The following is a 22,067-nucleotide window of genomic DNA, read 5'->3' as shown; positions in this document are numbered from 1 at the left end:
GCACCCCACAAGGGGTGATACTGAACAACAAGAAGGAGCACGCAGGCACTCACAAACGGGCCTGCGGCTCCACGCGATTGGAGTAGTGAAGTGACCGAATTGACCCTCAAGCCCGGCACCCTGACCCTGGCCCAGCTGCGCGCCATCCATGCCGCTCCCGTGCGTCTGCAACTGGACGCCAGCGCCGCGCCGGCCATCGACGCCAGCGTTGCCTGCGTCGAGCAGATCATTGCCGAAGACCGTACCGCCTACGGCATCAACACCGGTTTCGGCCTGCTGGCCTCGACCCGCATCGCCAGCCACGACCTGGAAAACCTGCAGCGCTCGCTGGTGCTGTCCCACGCCGCCGGTGTCGGCGCGCCGCTGGATGACGACCTGGTGCGGCTGATCATGGTGCTGAAGATCAACAGCCTCAGCCGTGGCTTCTCCGGCATCCGTCGCAAAGTCATCGACGCGCTGATCGCCCTGGTCAACGCCGAAGTCTACCCGCACATCCCGCTGAAGGGTTCGGTGGGCGCTTCCGGCGACCTCGCCCCGCTGGCGCACATGTCTCTGGTGCTGCTGGGTGAAGGCAAGGCGCGCTACAAGGGCCAGTGGCTGCCAGCCACCGAAGCCCTGGCCGTGGCCGGCCTCGAGCCGCTGACCCTGGCCGCCAAGGAGGGCCTGGCCCTGCTCAACGGCACCCAGGCGTCCACCGCCTATGCCCTGCGTGGCCTGTTCCAGGGCGAAGACCTGTACGCCGCTGCCATCGCCTGCGGCGGCCTGAGCGTCGAAGCCGCACTGGGCTCGCGCTCGCCGTTCGATGCGCGTATCCACGAAGTGCGTGGCCAGCGCGGCCAGATCGACACCGCTGCCTGCTTCCGTGACCTGCTGGGCGACTCCAGCGAAGTGTCGCTGTCGCACAAGAACTGCGACAAGGTCCAGGACCCGTACTCGCTGCGCTGCCAGCCGCAGGTCATGGGCGCCTGCCTGACCCAGCTGCGCCAGGCCGCCGAGGTACTGGGCATCGAAGCCAACGCCGTGTCGGACAACCCGCTGGTGTTCGCTGCCGAAGGTGACGTGATTTCCGGCGGTAACTTCCACGCCGAGCCGGTGGCCATGGCCGCCGACAACATTGCCCTGGCCATTGCCGAAATCGGTTCGCTCAGCGAGCGCCGTATCTCGCTGATGATGGACAAGCACATGTCCCAGCTGCCGCCGTTCCTGGTGGAAAACGGCGGGGTCAACTCGGGCTTCATGATCGCCCAGGTCACCGCTGCTGCCCTGGCCAGCGAGAACAAGGCCCTGTCGCACCCGCACAGCGTCGACAGCCTGCCGACCTCGGCCAACCAGGAAGACCACGTGTCGATGGCCCCGGCTGCCGGCAAGCGTCTGTGGGAAATGGCCGAAAACACCCGTGGCGTGCTGGCCATCGAATGGCTGGGCGCCTGCCAGGGCCTGGACCTGCGCAAGGGCCTGAAGACCTCGGCCAAGCTGGAGCAGGCGCGCCAGGCGCTGCGCAGCGAAGTACCGCACTACGACCGTGACCGTTTCTTCGCGCCCGACATCGAAAAGGCCGTGGAACTGTTGGCCAAGGGTCGCCTGACCGGCCTGCTGCCGGCTGGTGTGCTGCCAAGCCTGTAATGCCCCCAGGGGCCGCTGTGCGGCCCATCGCCGGCAAGCCGGCTCCCACAGATGGAGATGCGACATACCATCTCTGTGGGAGCTGGCTTGCCGGCGATTGGGCTGCAAGGCAGCCCCCTTCGATCTCACGACCACAAAAACAATTTAAGGACGTGACATGCAACAAGCTCAAGGTCTAAAGCGCGGGCTAAGTGCCCGCCACATCCGTTTCATGGCCCTCGGTTCCGCCATCGGCACCGGCCTGTTCTACGGCTCCGCCTCGGCCATCCAGATGGCCGGCCCGGCCGTGCTGCTGGCCTACCTGATCGGCGGCGCCGCCGTGTTCATGGTCATGCGCGCCCTCGGCGAAATGGCTGTGCACAACCCGGTCGCTGGCTCGTTCGGCCACTACGCCAGCACCTACCTCGGCCCCATGGCCGGCTTCATCCTCGGCTGGACCTACGCCTTCGAGATGGTCATCGTCGCCATCGCCGACGTCACCGCCTTCGGTATCTACATGGGCTTCTGGTTCCCGGAAGTGGCCCGCTGGATCTGGGTGCTGGGCATCGTCTTCCTGATCGGCGGCCTCAACCTGTGCAACGTCAAGGTCTTTGGCGAAATGGAATTCTGGCTGTCGCTGCTCAAGGTCGGCGCCATCGTGGCGATGATCCTGGCCGGCCTCGGCATCATGGCCTTCGGCTTCAGCCAGGTAGGCACCGGGCAGGCCGTGGGTGTCAGCAACCTGTTCGACCACGGCGGCTTCATGCCCAATGGCGTGGGTGGCCTGATCGCCTCCTTTGCCGTGGTGATGTTCGCGTTCGGCGGCATCGAGATCATCGGCGTCACCGCCGGTGAGGCCAAGGACCCGCAGCGGGTCATCCCCAAGGCGATCAACGCCGTGCCGTTGCGCATCCTGCTGTTCTACGTGCTCACCCTGTTCGTGCTGATGTGCCTGTTCCCATGGCCGCAGATCGGCAGCCAGGGCAGCCCGTTCGTGCAGATCTTCAGTAACCTGGGCATCGGCTCTGCCGCCGCGGTGCTGAACATCGTGGTGATTTCCGCCGCGATCTCGGCCATCAACAGCGACATCTTCGGCGCCGGCCGCATGATGTACGGCCTGGCCCAGCAAGGCCACGCGCCGCGCGGCTTCAGCAAGCTGTCGAAGCACGGCGTGCCGTGGATGACCGTTGTGGTGATGGGTGCTGCGCTGCTGATCGGCGTGCTGCTCAACTACCTGATCCCGGAGAACGTGTTCCTGCTGATCGCCTCGATCGCTACCTTCGCCACCGTGTGGGTGTGGCTGATGATCCTGCTCACCCAAGTGGCCATGCGCCGCAGCATGAGCCGTGAACAAGTGGCCCAGCTACAGTTCCCGGTACCGTTCTGGCCTTACGGCCCGGCCATGGCCATTGCGTTCATGGTGTTCATCTTTGGCGTGCTCGGTTACTTCCCGGATACCCAGGCGGCACTGCTCGTCGGCGTGGTCTGGGTGGTGTTCCTGGTGGCGTCCTACCTGCTGTGGTGCAAGCCGCGCGCAGGGCAGGGCAAACCGGTAGCGGAACCGGCCGAGCTGCACCGCTAAGTACAGGAGTCAATGTATGAGAACCGTCTGGCAGCACTGCCATGTGGCAACCATGGCCGAGGGCCGTTACTCGGCCATCGAGGACGCGGCCATCGTCACCAACGCCGGGCTGATCGAGTGGATCGGCCCACGCGTCGAGCTGGCGTCGGTCGATGCCGAGCGTACGGTGGACCTGGGCGGCGCCTGGGTCACCCCGGGGCTGATCGACTGCCACACCCACGCGGTGTTCGGTGGCAACCGCAGCGGCGAGTTCGAGCAGCGCCTGCAGGGCGTGAGCTATGCCGAAATCGCCGCACAGGGCGGTGGCATCGCCAGCACCGTGCGGGCCACCCGCGCGGCCAGCGAGGACGAGCTGTTCGCCAGTGCTCGCCAGCGGGTCCAGGCTCTGATGCGCGATGGCGTGACCACCATCGAGATCAAGTCCGGCTACGGCCTGGACCTGGCCAACGAGCGCAAGATGCTGCGTGTGGCCCGGCGCCTGGCCGACGAGTTGCCGCTGGCGGTGCGCGCCACCTGCCTGGCAGCCCATGCCTTGCCGCCGGAATACGTCGGCCGGGCTGACGAATACATCGCGCACATCTGCGACGAAATGCTGCCGGCCCTGGCTGCCGAAGGCCTGGTGGACGCAGTGGATGCCTTCTGCGAACACCTGGCGTTCTCCCCGGCCCAGGTCGAGCGGCTGTTCATCAAGGCGCGCGAGCTGGGCCTGCCGGTCAAGCTGCACGCCGAACAGTTGTCGTCGCTGCACGGCTCCAGCCTGGCGGCGCGCTACCAGGCGCTTTCGGCTGACCATCTGGAATTCATGACCGAGGAAGACGCCATTGCCATGGCAAAAGCCGGCACGGTCGCCGTGCTGCTGCCGGGCGCGTTCTACTTCCTGCGCGAAACCCAGCTGCCGCCGATGGACGCCTTGCGCCGCCACGGCGTGAAGATTGCCCTGGCCAGCGACCTCAACCCCGGCACCTCGCCAGGGTTGTCGCTGCGGCTGATGCTGAACATGGGCTGCACCTGCTTCCGCATGACCCCGGAAGAAGCCCTGGCCGGTGTCACCGTGCACGCCGCCACGGCGCTGGGCCTGGGCGACAGCCACGGCTCGCTGGAAGTGGGCAAGGTCGCCGACTTCGTCGCCTGGCAGATCGAACGCCCCGCCGACCTGGCCTACTGGCTGGGCGGCGACCTGCCCAAGCGCGTGGTGCGCAAGGGCCACGAGATTTCCAACTGAGTGAGGCACGATGGACAAGGTACTGAGTTTTCACCAGGGGCGCCTGCCGCTGCTGATCAGCATGCCCCATGCCGGCCTGCAACTGTCGCCGGCGGTACGAGACGGCCTGGTCGACCAGGCGCGCAGCCTGCCGGACACCGACTGGCATATTCCACGGTTGTATGACTTTGCCCGTGACATGGGCGCCAGCGTGGTGGCGGCGGAGTATTCCCGCTTCGTCATCGACCTGAACCGGCCGGATGACGACAAGCCACTGTACGTTGGTGCCACCACCGGCCTGTACCCGGCCACGCTGTTCGATGGCGAGCCATTGTTCAAGGACGGGCTGGTGCCGACAGGCGAGGAGCGCAAGCAGTATCTGGAGCAGATCTGGCGCCCCTACCACGACACGATTCGTCGCGAGCTGGCGCGGCTGCGCGAGCAGTTCGGCTACGCCCTGCTGTGGGACGCCCATTCGATCCGTTCGCTGATCCCACACCTGTTCGACGGCAAGCTGCCGGACTTCAACCTGGGTACCTTCAACGGCGCCAGTTGCGATCCGGAACTGGCTGAGCGGCTGCATGGAGTGTGCGCCGAGGCGCCAGGTTACAGCCATGTGCTCAATGGCCGCTTCAAGGGCGGGCATATCACCCGGCATTACGGCGATCCGGCCAATCACATCCATGCGGTGCAGCTGGAGCTGGCGCAGAGCACCTATATGGAAGAGACCGAGCCGTTCGATTACCGCGAAGACCTGGCACGGCCGACACAGGAGGTGTTGAAGCAGCTTCTGCTGGCAGTGCTGGATTGGGGCAAGGCACATTACGGGCGGTGAAGTTCGCCAGTAAGAATGGCGACGCGATGCAGGCCATGCGCGTCGCCAGTCACTACGGGTCAGTTGTTGTTGATCTGCTTGATGGTAAGTTCGCGCAGTAGCTCGTTCTCTTCCTGGTCCCTGTCATCTTGCAGGCCTTGCTGCAAGTTCAACTCGTCCTGAAGCGAGTGGTCCTTGCTGGCCAGCTCGAGCACCCGCAGGCGGAAACGTGCGTCTATTTCGGCGAAGCGGTCGGCACACTCGGCGCGCAGGCGCGTGGTCCAGTCCGTATTCGCCAGCATGTAGTCGACCAGTGCATCGCTCAGTTCACTTTTCCGGACCTTTTCCAGCACACTGGATAGCTCATCGCGCGCCAGGTTCGCAGCACCTCGAAAACGCATGCTGTCGGCGATCGGCAGGTCCAGTTCCCTGGCCAGTTCCCGGCGGTAGGCCAGGCGTACCGAGACCAGGTCACCCGAGCCGGTCCGTTGGTTGGCCAGCAGCTCCAGCTGTTCGATCCGGAAAAGCTGCAACAGCCGACGACGCAGTGCTTGCAGGGAATCGCCGGCGTCGACCAACAGGCGTTGGCTCATCAGGTACAGTTCAATATTGTTGAACTCCTGCAGCGCTCCGTCATGGCAGGTCTGCGAGCCGGTTACCGGGTCTGGCAATGCCGCTGCGGCGATGCTCTCCATGATCGGGCGTTCGCTTTCGTTGCTTGCAGCCACCACCAGCATCAAGCGCACCCGTTCGCAGAAGGTGGCTCGCGTATTCGGGTCAACGTATGGGGCGGCATTGTGCAAACGGCCCGTCAGACGCAACAGATCACTGCCTTCGAGCCGCTCCCAGCAGTCCTGCAACGCGGCATTCTGTGCTTCGCTACCCAGCATCCAGTCCTCAAGGCTGGGCGTATCATCGCCCAGCAGTGGGAAGTGAGGGTGGTCGAGAGACCCTTCGCTCGAAGAATCGAAGAACATCAGGTCGTCGGGGATATCCAGGGCAAAGGAATAGCTGTGCTGGCTGTCCGAGAAGGTGCGTACCCGCAGGATGGTTTCAAGAGGCAGTGGGTTGTCGAACAAGGCGATCGACGAGATTGGCATGGGATTGTTCAGGTTCGTCAGGATGTGCTCGGGCAACTGGGTGATGTTGTTCGAGCTCAGGTCCAGAAGTTCCAGTGGCAGCAAACTGTCACACCAGCTGGGCCAGGCTTGCAGGTTCATGTTGGTCAATGCGAGTGACTGCAGGTTGCTGGCCAGCGATGCGGGCACATGGTCGATGCTGCCTGCACGGTTGCCCGACAGGTCCAGCGAGGTCAGGTTTCGCAGCCCTGCGAAAATGTCCATCATGGCCTGGTCGACCTCCAGACCCATGTTGCGAAACTCCAGGTAGGTGAGTTGGGGAAGGCGAGCCAGGGCGGATGCCAGCGATGGCATGGCGGCCTGGTGTTCATCGATGGTCAGCCGGCTGATGTTAGGGAACCGGCTGAGTAGTTCATCGAGCTGTGAGGTGCTGCCTCGCAACCGCGTCAGGCTGAGTGCACGTACGCGGGCGCCGAAGAACGCTGGAAGCCGCCTGGGGAAATGCTCGATGGCCACGTCCTCGAGTTGCAGGCGCAGGTATGACTGGCCCTGCTCCTGCTGTTCCCAGAATTGGTCGATCGCTGACGCGATACGTTGCCTGTCCGCCAGTGCGGCCTGGGTCAATGGGTTGCTCGAACTGGATGCCTGGGCCCAGCCATCGATCGCATCGCGCATCTGCCGTCGCTCATCGCGAATGCGTGCTAGCTGTTCGGAAAGTGCTGCTGGCTGGTCCGTGGTGATACCCGAGGTGTCGATGTGCTCGTTCAGCAACAAGCGCTGCAGGTGGGATTCATTGATACTGTTGCCTTCCAGCGAGATCACCGGTGGCGTGGTCAGCATGTCCGCTTCATGAAGCAGGAACGTGGGCAACGACCTGAGATTGTTGTGGCGCAATGACAGGTGGGCAATGCGCGCCAGGGCGTCGCTACCAATCCCGATCGGCCATTGGGCCAATTGCATCTGGTCCAGGCCCAGGTAATCCAGGGTCAATTCATGGAAGCTTGGCCTGTTGCTCTGCGCCAGCCGGTTACCACTCAGGTCCAGGTATCTCAATTGGCGAAGCCCTGACAGCAGGTTCAGGTCGCTTTCGGAAAGCGTCATGTTCTGGTTGGTGAGCACCAGTCGTTGCAACCCTGGCAGGCACTCGGTGATGGTGGGCACGCTGAACAGGAAGGGCGAGGGCGTTGCCCTGGGGTCAAACGGACGGCTGATTTCCAGCGACTCGATCTGCGGCATCTGCCTGAGCAGGCGGTGCAGCAGGCGCTCGTTTTGCGCCCACCCCGCCAAGGACCCTGACGGTAAGTCGATCAGGCTCAGGCTGCGCACGCGTGCGTTGAAAAAAGCGGGCAAGGTGAGGGGCACGTCGGCAAGCGGGACGCGGGCGATACGCAGTTCGGTGGTGGGCCCGGTGCTCTCGTCCAGCGCAGTGTCGTACCAATGTTGCATGATCGAGTCACGCAGGCTGTCGTAGTCGTGTGCTGCCTGGTCGCTTGCCGGCGAAATGGCTTCGCTCCAATCGTCCAGGCTGCTTTGCAGCTCGTTGCGTTGCTCCAGCAGCGTCTGCAAATGTTCGAATATCTGCAGCTGTGTGCGGCCGCGGCTGGCAAGTGCCAGCAGAATCTGATCCGCCGAGCGGCCGGTGCGTGCGGCGAGCCCTGTGGCTTCGATAGCTTCGAACAGCTGCTGGCGGGTGATGCCATGGGTGGCCGGGCCGCCGCCACTGAGTGGGTAGCCCAGGCGGCCATCGGCCAGGCGCATGGGAGAACGGTAGCCTGGGCGTACGGGCTGCATGCCCAGCAGCACCCTCAAGGCCGGGCGGGGCAGCAACGGGCTTTCCTGTACAAGGCGCTGCAGCGCTTGTTGATCGGCGATGTCCATGCTTGCCATGGCCGCTGGCAGTGCCTCGTACAATGCAGCGTAAAGGCTTGAATACACCTTGACCGCCGCGCTGGGCAGGCTTGCGTCGTGGACGATGTACCCTGCCTGGGCATGGGTGATGGTCTTGAATGGGCGGGTGTCCAGTGTGCCTATGGCATGATCCTGGGTCGGCCAGGACATGCGCTGGAGCAGCCGGAGCCTGGTCTGTGCAGGCCAGCCTGGCAAGCGTTCGAGCGTATGCACGATCAACAGGTCGCTATCCCAGTTTGGCACGCTGGCCAGGTACAGCCCTTCGCAGGCGCGGGCAAGGCGAATTTGTTGCTGGTAGATGCGGGCCTCTTCGGCAAGGCGCAGTGGTACCTTGCCGTTGTCGAGTATCTGCAGTTCGTTGGCACTGGCCTCGCGCGCCAGCTCATTGGCGACTGCTGACGGCAATTTCGGATACGCCCTCTGGATGGCCTCGGCGCCCGGCGCCAGGTCGCGCGAAAGGCCGGCGTAGGCCCTGGCAAACTCAGCGGGCCGAGTGCTCTCGTCCGCCAGCTGGCGGACCGTTTCGTCCAGCTTGAAGCGTTGCAGGGTGTCTTCCAGCAAGGCCGGCAGCCGCTGGCTTTCGGCCAGGGCCCGGCGCAGCTCGTCTTCGTGTACGCCGCTGACGGCGATAATCCGTTGCAGCGTCGGCTCGTCGAAGTGCCCACTCAAGTGGCCGATGCGGCGCAGGAGTGTCATACCCGACCAACTCAGTGGCTTATCGGTAACGTGCAACCATGCTCCGGCACCGTTGTGCCGCACTGGCGGCTGGTAACGGCGAGGACTTGCAGGGTGTTGCAAACGATATTCACCAGTCGTTGGCGCTTGGCTGACGATGTACTGATTGCCCTGCAGTACCAGCCAGCGCTTGCCTTGGTGATGCCGTAGGCCCAGTTCGTCTGGTACCAGGTCATGGGGCAGTGTCTCGAAGCTCTGGTAAGGCGTGAGGTCGGGTTTCCACAGCCTCATCTGACCATCGGATGTTTCCACGTCTTCCAGTTCTTCGATGAATGAAGGCGTTTCTATAGGAATACGGGCTATCCCTGGCTCCTCATCCTCTGGCTCTTCTATCTCCGGCCCTTCCGAAGCCATGCCGGTTTCGCTGCCCTGCGAGCCTCTCAATGCTTTGGCTGCTGCGCTGAGGGCGGCCATGACGGCCACGTTTTCGATCACATCGAGCAGATAGCCATAGGCAGTATCACGCTCGTCGTTTTCCCAGGCGTCGATCCCTTCATACACCTCATGGGCCAGCTGGGCCAGGCAAACGGCAAGCATTGCCTCGCCAAGCCCCGGCACGAAGAAGCCGGCGATGTTCAAGGCCGTAAGCACACGGCCGGCGATCAGTTCCCGGTGGGCTTGCGTGGTGCGCCGGTCGACGATTTCGGTTGGCGTGGCGTGGAACAGCACATCCTTTTCATGACGCTGGGCCTTCTGGAAAGCCATCACGCCTTGGAAGGCGTGGCTGAAAGGCTTCATGACCGGATACAGGGTGGCGTACGGGTCCGGAACACGTTCATGCAAGCCGCGAACACTCCAGGCGAGGGGCATGAGCCGGTCCTTCAGGCGGGTGGTTATCGGCGCCTTGTCGCGGTCGGCGAGGTGCTTGTCCAGGTAGCCGATATCGGCCTGGAGCCTGTCGCGCAATTCGTCGTGCATGGCTTGCTGGCTGGTGAACTCCTTGAGGGGCGTGGTGCTGTCTTCAGGGATGTACAGCGCCACGGCCTGATGCCCTTCAGCTTGCAGGGTAATGAGCACAACGCCGGTCAGCTCGGCTTCCCACAACTCGAGCAAGCTGAATGTCACCGGCGAAGAGGGCGATGGCGCCTGGTCAAGTGGTGTGGCGAGAGCGGCGGAATATAGCGTTTCGCTGATATCGCCCTTGAGGCGCGCGAAATGCAGGGATTGCCGGAATGCAGAGACCTCGGCACGCCCCAGGGTTTCATAAACGGCCAGTGCGGCTTCATCGGCGCCGAGTGACGGCGTGGCCACCGGGTAGTAGATGGCATGTACCTGTTCGTGGTACTTGCCGCCGATATCCAGCGTGCGACACAAGTCGGCGAAGTCTTCGGCGGCAATATCCAGTGCATTGGTGATCGGCACGGTGCCCATGAAGCGCCGGTGATCGACGATGACCGAACTCTTGAGCAAGGAGGCGGGCGCGTCCATGCCATGTTCGGCAGCGGCGGCCTGGTCGAAGTTGTGCAAGGCGCAGTGCAGCAGCGAGCGTGTAGCCCGGTCGACAGCCTGGCGGCTGTCGATGGCGTCGGTCGTTTCGATCAGGCGGGCATCGACGAGGTAGGTGTTGCGCACATCCAGGTCAAGCCTGAATCGCTGCTTGATGGCTTCGGTGAGTGCCTTGGTGGCGTAGGTTTCCAGGGTTGGAAGCTGTTCGAACAGCTTGTGCACCTGCACCTGGTGCTCGCGGTGGCGTGCGTGCTCTTCCTGCCATGCCTTGGCGACTTCCGGTTGTTGCTGGAGTGCCGTCACCAGCCAGGCAGGGGGGTGATGCCAGTTGCGCATCGCAAGTCGGGTTTCTGGTGGAGCCTGCTTGAGCCAGGTGGGGATTCTGCGCTCGATGGTGGCGTAATGAACACTAGGCACGGCAGTGACTGCAGTTGGCATGGCGAGGCCCTTACTTGATTTGGGGCGAGGGACTATCGCGGGCCTGCCTGAGCTGCTGGAGGTAGATATATGTGCCCTTGAGGTGCGGCGGCATCAGCGCGGGCAGTGCTCAAAGCGCAATTCAGGTTTATGATGGCCCACGGCCGAATAATCCTCACACGGAGTGCGCAATGCAGACCCTGTACCCGCAGATCAAACCCTACGCCCGGCACGATCTGGCCGTGGAAGCGCCGCATGTGCTGTATGTCGACGAAAGCGGCTCGCCAGAAGGTCTGCCGGTGGTATTCATCCACGGCGGCCCGGGCGCCGGATGCGACGCCCAGAGCCGCTGCTACTTCGACCCGACCCTGTACCGCATCATCACCTTCGACCAGCGCGGCTGTGGCCGCTCCACGCCGCACGCGAGCCTGGAAAACAACACCACCTGGCACCTGGTCGAGGACCTTGAGCGCATCCGCGAGCACCTTGGCATCGACAAGTGGGTGCTGTTCGGCGGCTCGTGGGGCTCCACCCTGGCCCTGGCCTACGCCCAGACCCACCCCGAGCGGGTGCATGGCCTGATCCTGCGCGGCATCTTCCTGTGCAGGCCCCAGGAAATACAATGGTTCTACCAGGAAGGCGCCAGCCGCCTGTTCCCCGATTACTGGCAGGACTACATCGCGCCGATCCCGCCGGAGGAGCGCGGTGACCTGGTCACGGCCTTCCACAAGCGCCTGACCGGCAACGACCAGATCGCCCAGATGCACGCGGCCAAGGCCTGGTCCACCTGGGAAGGCCGTACCGCCACCCTGCGTCCCAACCCGCTGGTGGTCGACCGCTTCTCCGAGCCGCAGCGTGCACTGTCGATCGCCCGTATCGAATGCCACTACTTCATGAACAACGCCTTCCTCGAGCCGGACCAGCTGATCCGCGATCTGCCAAAGATCGCCCACCTGCCGGCCGTGATCGTGCATGGCCGCTATGATGTGATCTGCCCGTTGGACAACGCCTGGGCGCTGCACCAGGCCTGGCCGAACAGCGAACTGAAGGTGATCCGTGACGCTGGCCACGCGGCTTCCGAGCCGGGCATCACCGATGCCCTGGTGCGTGCCGCCGACCAGATGGCCCGGCGCCTGCTCGATCTGCCCCTGGAAGAAGCATGAGGGGCCTGCTGCAGCGCGTGCGTGGTGCGCGGGTGGAAGTAGCGGGGGAGGTGGTAGGTGCCATCGACCAGGGTTTGCTGGTGCTGGTGGCCGTCGAGCCTGAAGATTCCCGTGAGCAGGCCGACAAGTTGTTGCACAAGCTGTTGAACTACCGGGTGTTCAGCGACGAGCAGGGCAAGATGAACCTGTCGCTCAAGGATGTGGGGGGAGGTTTGTTGCTGGTGTCGCAGTTCACCCTGGCGGCAGACACCCGCAACGGCATGCGCCCGAGCTTCTCGACGGCAGCGCCACCGGCCCTCGGCGCCGAGTTGTTCGACTATCTTTTGCAGCAGGCGAAGGCCCAGCATGCCGATGTGGCAAGCGGGCAATTCGGTGCAGACATGCAGGTGCACCTGGTCAATGATGGCCCCGTAACATTTATGTTACAAATGTGAGTGTAAAAAACCCCTTGTTCACAGGAAAACAAGGGGTTTTGTACGATAAATAGTTGTTCCAGCCTGATGCGTTGTCACGCGACCTGCTGGATAATCGCGCGCTGCATGGACCTGCGTTCGCAGGTTCGTTTCACTCTGACTCGAGCATTGTCTGGATCCGTTTGGGGAATCATTACGCCCTCACGGGGTCCGAACAGTGCTCGCCAACCCGGCATTTGTCGCTGGCCGTTGGTTTCATGATCTGTTTTCGGCGAGGGTTGCTCGTGATTGTTAGTCCCCAAAAAGCATCAAGAATCCCCGGTACCGGGCTGCGCAAGGCCCTGATGGCCAGTGTGGCACTGGTCGGCCTGATGAGCGCGGGCCAGCTGTGGGCATTCAATCTTGACGATGTTGCAGCCAAGGCAAAGGATCTGGCCGGCCAGAAGTACGAAGCACCGAAAAGCAACCTGCCGGCCGTATTCCGCGACATGAAGTTCGCGGACTACCAGAAGATTCATTTCCTGCAGGAAAAGGCCGAGTGGGCCAAGGACAAGACCCCGTTCAAGCTGTCGTTCTATCACCAGGGCATGCACTTCGACACCCCGGTGAAGATCAACCAGGTCACCGCCACCAAGGTCGAGGAAATCAAGTACGACCCGAGCCGTTTCGAGTTCGGTGACGTGCCACACGACCCGGAAACCACCAAGAACCTGGGTTACGCCGGTTTCCGCGTGTTGTACCCGATCAACAAGGCCGACAAGCAGGACGAGATCATGACCCTGCTTGGCGCCAGCTACTTCCGCGTGGTCGGCAAGGGCCACGTGTACGGCCTGTCGGCCCGTGGCCTGGCCATCGACACCGCACTGCCGTCGGGCGAGGAGTTCCCGCGCTTCACCGAGTTCTGGGTCGAGAAGCCCAAGCCGGCCGACAAGCACCTGGTCATCTACGCCCTGCTGGACTCGCCGCGTTCCACCGGCGCCTACAAGCTGACCCTGCGCCCAGGCAACGATACCGTGGTCGACGTGCAGTCCCGCGTGTTCCTGCGTGACCATGTCAGCCGCCTGGGCATTGCCCCGCTGACCAGCATGTACCTGTTCGGCCCCAACCAGCCGTCCAAGGTCCTCAACTACCGTCCGGCCCTGCACGACTCCGAAGGCCTGTCGATCCATGCCGGCAATGGCGAATGGCTGTGGCGTCCGCTGAACAACCCGAAACACCTGGCCGTGAGCAACTTCAGCGTCGAGAACCCGCGTGGTTTCGGCCTGATGCAGCGCCAGCGCGCCTTCAGCGACTACGAAGACCTCGACGACAACTACCAGAAGCGCCCGAGCGCCTGGATCGAGCCGAAGGGGGACTGGGGCAAGGGCACCGTCGACCTGGTCGAAATCCCGACTGCCGACGAGACCAATGACAACATCGTGGCCTTCTGGAGCCCGGAAAAGCTGCCTGAGCCAGGCAAGCCATTCGAGTACGCGTACCGCCTGCACTGGACCATCGACGAGCCGAAGTTCCAGGCTCCCGAGCTGGGCTGGGTCAAGCAGACCCTGCGTTCCACCGGCGACGTCAAGCAATCCAACCTGATCCGCCAGCCAGACGGCAGCGTGGCCTTCCTGGTCGACTTCGCCGGCCCGGCGCTGGCCGCCCTGCCGGAAGACACCGCCGTGCGCAGCCAGATCAGCGTGGGCGACAACGCCGAGGTGGTCGAGAACAACCTGCGCTATAACCCTGAGACCAAGGGCTGGCGCCTGACCCTGCGTTTGAAGGTCAAGGAAGCCAACAAATCGACCGAAATGCGTGCCGCGCTGGTGCGTGACGTGCCGGTCGAAGCCGCCAAGCCTGCCAAGGACGCCAAGCAGGACAAGGCTGCAGCCAAGCAAGCCAAGGCCGAGAAAGCTGCCAAGGCCGAACAACCTGCCGCCGATGCGGCGCCCACCAACGGGACCCCGGCCACCACCGAGAAGGTGCTGACCGAGACCTGGAGCTATCAGTTGCCTGCCGATGAGTAACTCAAGCGCAAGGCCGGAATCGCTTCGCGAGTACCTGGCCCACCTACCACTGAGCGACGAGCAACGGGCGGAGCTCGCCAGCTGCACGTCATTCAGTGAGCTGCACCAACGCCTGGCGGCCAACCCGGCCGCCAGCTCTGCCGAGGCCGTCCAGGCCTCGGTGGGCCCGCGCCTGACCGTAGGCAGCGCCGCCGAGCTGGAAGACGCCGAGATGCTTGGCGTCGACGGCAGCGGCCGCCTGTGCCTGAAGATCGCTCCGCCGATCAAGCGCACCAAGGTCGTGCCCGAGCCATGGCGTACCAACGTGCTGATCCGCATGTGGCGGCGCATGACCGGCCGCACCAACGCCCCGCAGCCGCCCAAGCGCGAGCTGCCGCCAGCTCGCTGGCGTGCGGTCGGCTCGATCCGCCGCTACATCCTGCTGGCGCTGATGATCGGCCAGACCATCGTTGCCGGCTGGTACATGAAGGGCATCCTGCCGTACCAGGGCTGGTCGTTCGTGGACTTTGACGAAGTCGTCAACCAGCCGCTGTGGGACACCGTGGTGCAGGTTTGGCCGTATGCCTTGCAGACGTCCATCCTGGTTCTCTTCGGCATCCTGTTCTGCTGGGTATCGGCGGGCTTCTGGACCGCGCTGATGGGCTTCCTCGAGCTGCTCACCGGGCGTGACAAGTACAAGATTTCGGGTAGCAGTGCAGGCAACGAGCCGATCGCGCCCGAGGCGCGTACCGCGCTGGTGATGCCGATCTGCAACGAAGACGTGCCGCGCGTGTTCGCCGGCCTGCGCGCAACGTTCGAGTCGGTGGCCGCCAGCGGCAACCTCGACCGTTTCGACTTCTTCGTGCTCAGCGACACCAACGACACCGACATCGCCGTGGCCGAGCAACAGGCCTGGCTGGACGTGTGCCGCGAAACCAAAGGCTTCGGCCGTATCTTCTACCGCCGCCGTCGGCGCCGGGTGAAGCGCAAGAGCGGCAACCTCGACGACTTCTGCCGTCGTTGGGGCGGCGAATACAAGTACATGGTCGTACTCGACGCCGACAGCGTCATGAGCGGCGAGTGCCTGAGCAGCCTGGTGCGCCTGATGGAGGCCAACCCGGACGCCGGCATCATCCAGACCGGGCCGAAGGCCTCGGGCATGGACACCCTGTATGCGCGCCTGCAGCAGTTCGCCACCCGCGTGTACGGCCCGCTGTTCACCGCCGGCCTGCACTTCTGGCAGCTGGGCGAGTCGCACTACTGGGGCCACAACGCGATCATCCGCATGAAGCCGTTCATCGAGCACTGCGCCCTGGCGCCATTGCCGGGCAAGGGTGCGTTCGCCGGTGCAATCCTCTCCCACGACTTCGTCGAAGCCGCGCTGATGCGCCGTGCCGGCTGGGGCGTGTGGATTGCCTACGACCTGCCGGGCAGCTACGAAGAACTGCCGCCGAACCTGCTCGACGAGCTCAAGCGCGACCGCCGCTGGTGCCACGGCAACCTGATGAACTTCCGCCTGTTCCTGGTCAAGGGCATGCACCCGGTGCACCGTGCGGTGTTCCTCACCGGGGTGATGTCGTACCTGTCGGCACCGCTGTGGTTCCTGTTCCTGGTGCTGTCGACCGCGCTGCTGGCGACCAACACGCTGATGGAGCCGCAGTACTTCATCGAGCCGTACCAGCTCTACCCGCTGTGGCCGCAGTGGCACCCGGAGAAGGCCGTGGCGCTGTTCTCCACCACCATCGTGCTGCTGTTCCTGCCCAAGCTGCTCAGCGTCATCCTGATCTGGGCCAAGGGCGCGACAGAGTTTGGCGGGCGTATCAAGGTCACCCTGTCGATGCTGATGGAGATGCTGTTCTCCATGCTGCTGGCACCGGTGCGCATGATCTTCCACACCCGCTTCGTGCTGGCCGCGTTCCTCGGCTGGGCCGCGACCTGGAACTCGCCGCAGCGTGACGACGACTCCACGCCGTGGAGCGAAGCGGTGCGCCGCCACGGCCCGCAGACCCTGTTGGGCATTGCCTGGGCGGCGCTGGTGGCCTGGCTGAACCCGAGCTTCCTGTGGTGGCTGGCGCCAATCGTTGGTTCGCTGGTGCTGTCGATCCCGGTTTCGGTGATCTCCAGCCGCACCCGCCTGGGCCTGGCGGCCAAGGACGAGAAGCTGTTCCTCATCCCCGAGGAATACGCCACTCCGCAAGAGCTGCTGGCCACCGACCAGTACACCCACGAAAACCGCTGGCATGCCCTGCATGACGGCTTCGTGCGGGCTGTGGTCGACCCGCGGCAGAACGCCCTGGCCTGCGCCATGGCCACTGCCCGTCATGGTCAGGCGGCGCCGATCGAGGCACTGCGCGTCGAGCGCGTGGCCAAGGCGATGGAGGTCGGGCCGCAAGGGCTGGACCTCAATACCCGCCTGGCCCTGCTCAGCGACCCGGTGGCGCTGACCCGCCTGCACGAGCAGGTCTGGGCCGAGCACAATGCGGCGTGGATCAACGTGTGGCGTGCATCGATCAAGAACGACCCGCATTCGCCGCTGTTGCCGCTGCATCCGGAGAATGAAGGCCAACCGGCACTTGTCGGCGCCTGATCGGCCCAGGGGCCGCTTTGCGGCCCTATCGCGACACAAGGCCGCTCCTACAAGGGAATGCATGCCCCTGTAGGAGCGGCCTTGTGTCGCGAAACGAGGGCAAAGCCCTCGCTAGCAATGTCCCTGCATGATGGATTTTGGCCAACAAAGTCCCCCCCGGCTCTAGGTCCCCGAGCCGCCATGCGTTAGCATCCCTCTCCGATATGACGCATCGGCCGCCACGGCCGTGCCAACAATAAGATTCGCTACTTTTCTTGCTAGGGGACTTGGTGATGATCAAGAAATACCTTTCGCGACTGCTGGTCGGTGTCACCGCCCTGGTCGCCGTGACGGCGGCCCAGGCGGGCGCGATCGATGACGCGGTCAAGCGCGGCACCCTGCGGGTGGGCATGGACCCGACCTACATGCCGTTCCAGATGACCAACAAGCGTGGCGAGATCATCGGCTTCGAAGTCGATATCCTCAAAGCCATGGCCAAGTCCATGGGCGTCAAGTTCGAGCCGGTATCCACGGCCTATGACGGCATCATCCCGGCCCTGCTGACCGACAAGTTCGACATGATCGGCAGCGGCATGACCCTGACCCAGGAACGCAATCTGCGCCTGAACTTCAGCGAACCCTTCATCGTGGTTGGCCAGACCCTGCTGATCCGCAAGGAACTGGCGGGCGAGATCAAGTCGTACAAGGACCTGAACAACGAGAAGTACCGCATCACCTCCAAGCTCGGCACCACCGGCGAAATGGTTTCCAAGAAGCTGATCGCCAAGGCCAAGTACCACGGCTACGACAACGAGCAGGAAGCGGTGATGGATGTGGTCAACGGCAAGGCTGACGCCTTCGTCTACGACGCGCCGTACAACGTGGTGGCAGTGGACAAGGCCGGTGCCGGCAAGCTGCTGTTCCTCGAAGAACCCTTCACCTACGAGCCGCTGGCCTTCGGCCTGAAGAAAGGCGACTACGACAGCATCAACTTCATCAACAACTTCCTGCACCAGATCAAGCATGACGGGACCTACGATCGTATTCACGACAAGTGGTTCAAGAACAAGGACTGGCTGAAGGAAATGGAATAAGGCCCAGGCCACAAGCCGGCTTTATGACCCCGACGCGCAGGCAAACCCTGCGCGTTCGTATTTACGGAAGTACCCCACGTGATCAAACACAAGAAAGCCCAGTGGCCCTGGCACGGTTTGACTGCCCTGGTCCTGGTGGGCCTGGCGTTCAGCCTGTACATGGCCACCTCGATGATTTCCTACGAGTGGCGCTGGAACCGCGTACCGCAGTACTTCGCCTACAAGGCCGAGGAAGCACAGCGCGCCGCCGGTTACGGCACCGTGCAGGACATCGTCATCTCTGGCGACAATGCCCGTGTCACGCTGAAAGACGAGAGCGGTGCCGAGCAGGTGCTCGATGTGGACAAGGACAGCCTGCAACTGGCCCGTGGCGACGATGTTTCCGAAGGCGACCAGATTGGCGTCACCCGCCACTGGGCGGCTGGCCCGCTGGCCTGGGGCCTGTGGACCACGCTTTGGATTTCGGTGGTATCCGGTGCTCTGGGCCTGTTGATCGGCCTGTTCGCCGGCCTCTGCCGCCTGTCCAGCAACCCTACGCTGCGTGACCTGTCGACGGTGTATGTCGAGCTGGTGCGCGGTACACCGCTGCTGGTACAGATCTTCATCTTCTACTTCTTCATCGGTACCGTGCTCAACCTGTCCCGCGAGTTTGCCGGGGTGGCTGCACTGGCGCTGTTCACCGGCGCCTACGTGGCCGAAATCGTTCGTGCCGGCGTGCAGTCCATCGCCAAGGGCCAGAACGAAGCGGCCCGCTCGCTGGGCCTGAACGCGGGCCAGTCGATGCGCCACGTGATCCTGCCGCAGGCCTTCAAGCGCGTGCTGCCGCCTTTGGCCGGCCAGTTCATCAGCCTGGTCAAGGACACTTCGCTGGTGTCGGTGATCGCCATCACCGAACTGACCAAGAGCGGCCGCGAGGCCATTACCACCTCGTTCTCGACCTTCGAGATCTGGTTCTGCGTGGCAGGCCTGTACCTGCTGATCAACCTGCCGCTGTCGCACCTGGCCAGCCGGCTCGAGCGGAGGCTTGCGCAAAGTGATTGAAGTCCGTGACCTGCTGAAAGTCTTCGACACCCGTGGCCACGTGGTACGGGCCGTGGATAACGTCACCACCCAGGTCGCCAAGGGCGAAGTGGTGGTGGTGCTCGGCCCGTCGGGTTCGGGCAAGTCTACCTTCCTGCGCTGCCTCAACGGCCTGGAGCATTTCGACGAAGGCCATGTGGCCATCGACGGCCTGCAACTGGCCGACCCGAAGACCGACATCAACGCCTACCGCCGCGAAGTCGGCATGGTGTTCCAGCATTTCAACCTGTTCCCGCACATGACCGTGCTGGAGAACCTGTGCCTGGCACAGAAGGTGGTGCGCAAGCGCAACAAGGCCGACCGCGAGGCCAAGGCCCGGGCGCTGCTGGAGAAGGTGGGCATTGCGCAGAAAGCCAACGAATACCCGTCGCGCCTGTCCGGTGGCCAGCAGCAGCGGGTGGCGATCGCCCGGGCCCTGGCCATGGACCCGAAAGTGATGCTGTTCGACGAGCCAACCTCGGCGCTCGACCCGGAAATGGTCGGCGAGGTGCTGGACGTGATGAAGACCCTGGCCCAGGAAGGCATGACCATGGTCTGCGTTACCCACGAAATGGGCTTTGCCCGTGAAGTGGCGGACCGGGTGCTGTTCTTCGATCATGGCAAGTTGCTGGAAGATTCGGCGCCGGCCGCGTTCTTCGCCTCGCCGAAAGACCCGCGCGCGCAGGCGTTCCTGCGTCAGGTGCTTTAACCCGCACCGGCCTCTTCGCGGGCACGCCCGCTCCCACAGGTCCACCACCGCCTTGAAGGAGGGTGATATACCTGTGGGAGCGGGCATGCCCGCGAAGAGGACGACTCGGTTTCAGATGTTGAACCGCCCCACCATCCCCCGCAACTGCTGCCCCAACTGCTCCAGTTCCCCACTAGAAGCCGCCGTCTGCTCACTGGCCGCACTGGTCTGATCCGACACATCGCGCACATTCAGCACACTACGGTTGATCTGCTCGGCGACCACGCTCTGCTCTTCGCTGGCCGTGGCAATCTGCTGGTTCATGCCCTGGATGCTGGACACCGTGTCGGTGATCTGGCTCAACGCATGCCCCGCCTTGCGGCTCAGCTCCACACTCTGCTCGGTCAGGTTCTTGCTGTTGTCCAGCAGGCGGGTCACTTCGTCGGTGCCGTTGTGCAGGCTGTCGATCAGTTGGCCGATTTCCTCGGTCGCCGTCGAGGTGCGCTGTGCCAGACCGCGCACTTCATCGGCCACCACGGCAAAACCACGCCCGGCTTCACCCGCCCGTGCCGCTTCGATCGCCGCGTTCAGGGCCAGCAGGTTGGTCTGCTCGGACACTGACTTGATCACATCGAGGATGCTGCCGATGCGCTGGCTCTCGCCCGCCAGGTGCTGCATGGCCGCCAGGCAATGGTCCATCTGCCCGGCCAGCTGTTCGATACGGCCAATAGCTTCGGCCACCACCTGGTCGCCGATCTGCGCCTGCTGGTCGGCGTTGGTCGCCGCCAGCGAGGCCTGTTCAGCGTTCTGCGCCACTTCCTGCACGGTGGCGCTCATCTGGTTCATGGCTGTGGCCACCTGGTCGGTTTCCTCGCGTTGCTGGTTGATGCGCAGCTTGGTGTCTTCGCTGCTGGCCGCCAGCTGTGTGGCGGCCTGTGACAGGTGGCCGACGCCCTGGTCGATGCCACCGATCAGCTCGCGCAGGCTCAAGGTCATTTCGCGCATGCTGGTTTGCAACTGGCCCATCTCGTCGCGGCGTTGCACAGGTTCGACCTGGCTCAGGTCGCCCTTGGCGATGCGCCCGGCCACGGCCAGGGTCTGGCGCAAAGGCTGGGTGATCTGCAGGGTGATCAGCCAGCCGGCCACGACGCCTACGGCCAACGCCAGCAGGGCTACAGTGGTCAGCAGCGAGCGGGCCTCAAGGGCTTCCCTGTCGCGCTGCTCGATCTTGCGTTTGCCGAGTTCCAGGCTTACCGCGCGCAGCTCGTTGCCCATGTTCTCCATGTTGTTTTGCAGCTGTTCGACACGCACCGCAGCCCGACGATACTCATCCAGGCTGGCGCGGTACTTGGCCAGCTGCTCCCCGGGCTGCTGGGTGAGCGCACGGGGCAAGCCAAGTGGAGCAAGGCCTTTGAGCAGTTGCGCAAGGCTGCTGGCGGCGGCATCCAGGGAGCTGTCGCCGACCTTGGCGAAGCTTTCCACAGGGGAGAAGGTATAGGCCGGAACCAGGCTCTGCTGGTTGGCACCGTCGACATGACGGCCAAGCGTGTCCATCAGCCCCAGCACACCGCCTTGCTGGCTGTCGGCAGGCATCCTCAGCAAGGCCTGGGTCTGGAGATCGTCGATCACTTCGGTGAGCTTCTGCTCATGGGCCTGCATGGCCTGGCGCAGGGCGATACGCTTGGCGACAGTATTCTCCAGCTCGCTGAAATCGTCGCGCAGGCGCTGCAGCAACGCCAGTTTTTCGGTCAGCATCTGCCGGGATTCATCCACGCTGCTACGTTGTTGCAAGGTGCTCAGCATGCTGTTGAGCTGGTCGAGAATGTTGGCTATCCGCGTTCTGCTGGCGTTGTCGTTGAGTACGCGGTAAGTGATGCGCTCTGCGCGCAAGTCTTTGGTCAGGTCGTTGATCAGGCCGATTTCGCTGAGTTGCTGCGAGCGCACAATGGCGTCATCCAGTGCACGCCAGCCACTGACGGTGGTGGCCAGGGTAAGCAGCAGGACTACGGCAAAGCCGAGGGCGAGCTTGGCTGCGACACTGATGTTGCCGAGCTTGCGGTTGAGGTAGCCGAGCATGAGGAATCTCCGTGCGATTGGGGGCGAGGATGCAGGCGCATTGCTGGCATCACACCTTTGCCAATCGGCAGCGGAGCTGTAGGACTTGACCTGATAATCAGGTAGGAAATTTCACTTCAACAGGTAGGAATACTCCACCTGCGCCGGCCTCTTCGCGGGTAAACCCGCTCCCACAGGTACTGCACAGATTTTGAGAACTGTGCGGTACCTGTGGGAGCGGGTTTACCCGCGAAGAGGCC

13 protein-coding genes and 1 pseudogene are annotated in these 22,067 nt (G+C 63.6%); 11 read left to right on the top strand and 3 right to left on the bottom strand.

Going from position 1 to position 22,067, the window contains the following annotated elements; all coding sequences use genetic code 11:
* Nucleotides 1–90 precede the first annotated feature (90 nt).
* The 4 genes from hutH to hutG all read left to right on the top strand — a co-directional run bounded on the left by hutH (nt 91) and on the right by hutG (nt 5,220).
* A complete protein-coding gene (hutH, locus tag ABNP31_RS24300) occupies nt 91–1,623 on the top strand; it encodes a histidine ammonia-lyase (RefSeq protein WP_003259868.1) in 1,533 nt (510 codons plus the stop codon).
* A gap of 157 nt (nt 1,624–1,780) precedes the next feature.
* Nucleotides 1,781–3,184 (top strand): amino acid permease, encoded by a 1,404-nt coding sequence (locus ABNP31_RS24295; protein ID WP_023663049.1) that lies wholly within the window; start codon nt 1,781–1,783, stop codon nt 3,182–3,184.
* 16 nt (nt 3,185–3,200) lie between these two features.
* Nucleotides 3,201–4,406, top strand: coding sequence for an imidazolonepropionase (hutI, locus tag ABNP31_RS24290; RefSeq protein ID WP_238067021.1), 1,206 nt, complete (start codon nt 3,201–3,203; stop codon nt 4,404–4,406).
* A 10-nt stretch (nt 4,407–4,416) separates the two neighbouring features.
* Nucleotides 4,417–5,220 (top strand): N-formylglutamate deformylase, encoded by an 804-nt coding sequence (hutG, locus tag ABNP31_RS24285; RefSeq protein ID WP_238067020.1) that lies wholly within the window; start codon nt 4,417–4,419, stop codon nt 5,218–5,220.
* Nucleotides 5,221–5,279: 59 nt separating this feature from the next.
* Here hutG and ABNP31_RS24280 read toward each other — a convergent pair whose 3' ends face one another.
* A complete protein-coding gene (locus ABNP31_RS24280; protein ID WP_238067019.1) occupies nt 5,280–10,805 on the bottom strand; it encodes a dermonecrotic toxin domain-containing protein in 5,526 nt (1,841 codons plus the stop codon).
* Nucleotides 10,806–10,975: 170 nt separating this feature from the next.
* Here ABNP31_RS24280 and pip point away from each other — a divergent pair, with 170 nt between their 5' ends.
* The 7 genes from pip to ABNP31_RS24245 all read left to right on the top strand — a co-directional run bounded on the left by pip (nt 10,976) and on the right by ABNP31_RS24245 (nt 19,773).
* On the top strand, nt 10,976–11,947 hold the full coding sequence (gene pip / locus ABNP31_RS24275; protein ID WP_013974556.1) for a prolyl aminopeptidase: 972 nt from the start codon (nt 10,976–10,978) through the stop codon (nt 11,945–11,947).
* The gene (dtd, locus tag ABNP31_RS24270) at nt 11,944–12,381 is read left to right on the top strand and encodes a D-aminoacyl-tRNA deacylase (protein ID WP_075046605.1); all 438 of its coding nucleotides are present in this window, start codon (nt 11,944–11,946) and stop codon (nt 12,379–12,381) included. The genes pip and dtd overlap by 4 nt, the downstream gene beginning before the upstream one ends.
* Before the next feature lie 263 nt (nt 12,382–12,644).
* Nucleotides 12,645–14,366 (top strand): glucan biosynthesis protein G, encoded by a 1,722-nt coding sequence (locus ABNP31_RS24265; RefSeq protein ID WP_221177163.1) that lies wholly within the window; start codon nt 12,645–12,647, stop codon nt 14,364–14,366.
* The gene (mdoH, locus tag ABNP31_RS24260; RefSeq protein ID WP_350012838.1) at nt 14,359–16,932 is read left to right on the top strand and encodes a glucans biosynthesis glucosyltransferase MdoH; all 2,574 of its coding nucleotides are present in this window, start codon (nt 14,359–14,361) and stop codon (nt 16,930–16,932) included. The genes ABNP31_RS24265 and mdoH overlap by 8 nt, the downstream gene beginning before the upstream one ends.
* Before the next feature lie 275 nt (nt 16,933–17,207).
* Nucleotides 17,208–18,005, top strand: a complete 798-nt coding sequence (locus ABNP31_RS24255; RefSeq protein WP_024087841.1) for a transporter substrate-binding domain-containing protein — start codon at nt 17,208–17,210, stop codon at nt 18,003–18,005.
* 78 nt (nt 18,006–18,083) lie between these two features.
* Nucleotides 18,084–19,046, top strand: a complete 963-nt coding sequence (locus ABNP31_RS24250) for an amino acid ABC transporter permease (protein WP_015272097.1) — start codon at nt 18,084–18,086, stop codon at nt 19,044–19,046.
* Nucleotides 19,039–19,773: an amino acid ABC transporter ATP-binding protein gene (locus tag ABNP31_RS24245; protein WP_013974550.1), complete on the top strand. Its 735-nt coding sequence runs from the start codon at nt 19,039–19,041 to the stop codon at nt 19,771–19,773. The genes ABNP31_RS24250 and ABNP31_RS24245 overlap by 8 nt, the downstream gene beginning before the upstream one ends.
* 111 nt (nt 19,774–19,884) lie before the next feature.
* Here the strand turns inward: ABNP31_RS24245 and ABNP31_RS26315 are convergent, their stop codons facing one another.
* On the bottom strand, nt 19,885–20,589 hold the full coding sequence (locus tag ABNP31_RS26315) for a methyl-accepting chemotaxis protein (RefSeq protein ID WP_371257968.1): 705 nt from the start codon (nt 20,587–20,589) through the stop codon (nt 19,885–19,887).
* Nucleotides 20,590–20,787: 198 nt separating this feature from the next.
* Nucleotides 20,788–21,828: pseudogene (locus ABNP31_RS26310) on the bottom strand (methyl-accepting chemotaxis protein); the annotation flags it as partial.
* Between the last annotated feature and the right edge of the window lie 239 nt (nt 21,829–22,067).

The organism is Pseudomonas asiatica (assembly GCF_040214835.1).
GTDB classification, from domain to species: Bacteria; Pseudomonadota; Gammaproteobacteria; order Pseudomonadales; family Pseudomonadaceae; genus Aquipseudomonas; species Aquipseudomonas putida_Z.
This window is presented reverse-complemented; position numbering and strand designations above follow the sequence as displayed.

Excerpts from the sequence above, each read along its gene's own strand:
- ABNP31_RS24295 (WP_023663049.1), top strand. The coding sequence starts at position 1,781 with ATGCAACAAGCTCAAGGTCTAAAGCGCGGGCTAAGTGCCCGCCACATC.
- hutI (WP_238067021.1), top strand. The coding sequence starts at position 3,201 with ATGAGAACCGTCTGGCAGCACTGCCATGTGGCAACCATGGCCGAGGGC.
- hutG (WP_238067020.1), top strand. The coding sequence starts at position 4,417 with ATGGACAAGGTACTGAGTTTTCACCAGGGGCGCCTGCCGCTGCTGATC.
- ABNP31_RS24280 (WP_238067019.1), bottom strand. The coding sequence starts at position 10,805 with ATGCCAACTGCAGTCACTGCCGTGCCTAGTGTTCATTACGCCACCATC.
- pip (WP_013974556.1), top strand. The coding sequence starts at position 10,976 with ATGCAGACCCTGTACCCGCAGATCAAACCCTACGCCCGGCACGATCTG.
- dtd (WP_075046605.1), top strand. The coding sequence starts at position 11,944 with ATGAGGGGCCTGCTGCAGCGCGTGCGTGGTGCGCGGGTGGAAGTAGCG.
- mdoH (WP_350012838.1), top strand. The coding sequence starts at position 14,359 with ATGAGTAACTCAAGCGCAAGGCCGGAATCGCTTCGCGAGTACCTGGCC.
- ABNP31_RS26315 (WP_371257968.1), bottom strand. The coding sequence starts at position 20,589 with ATGAGCGCCACCGTGCAGGAAGTGGCGCAGAACGCTGAACAGGCCTCG.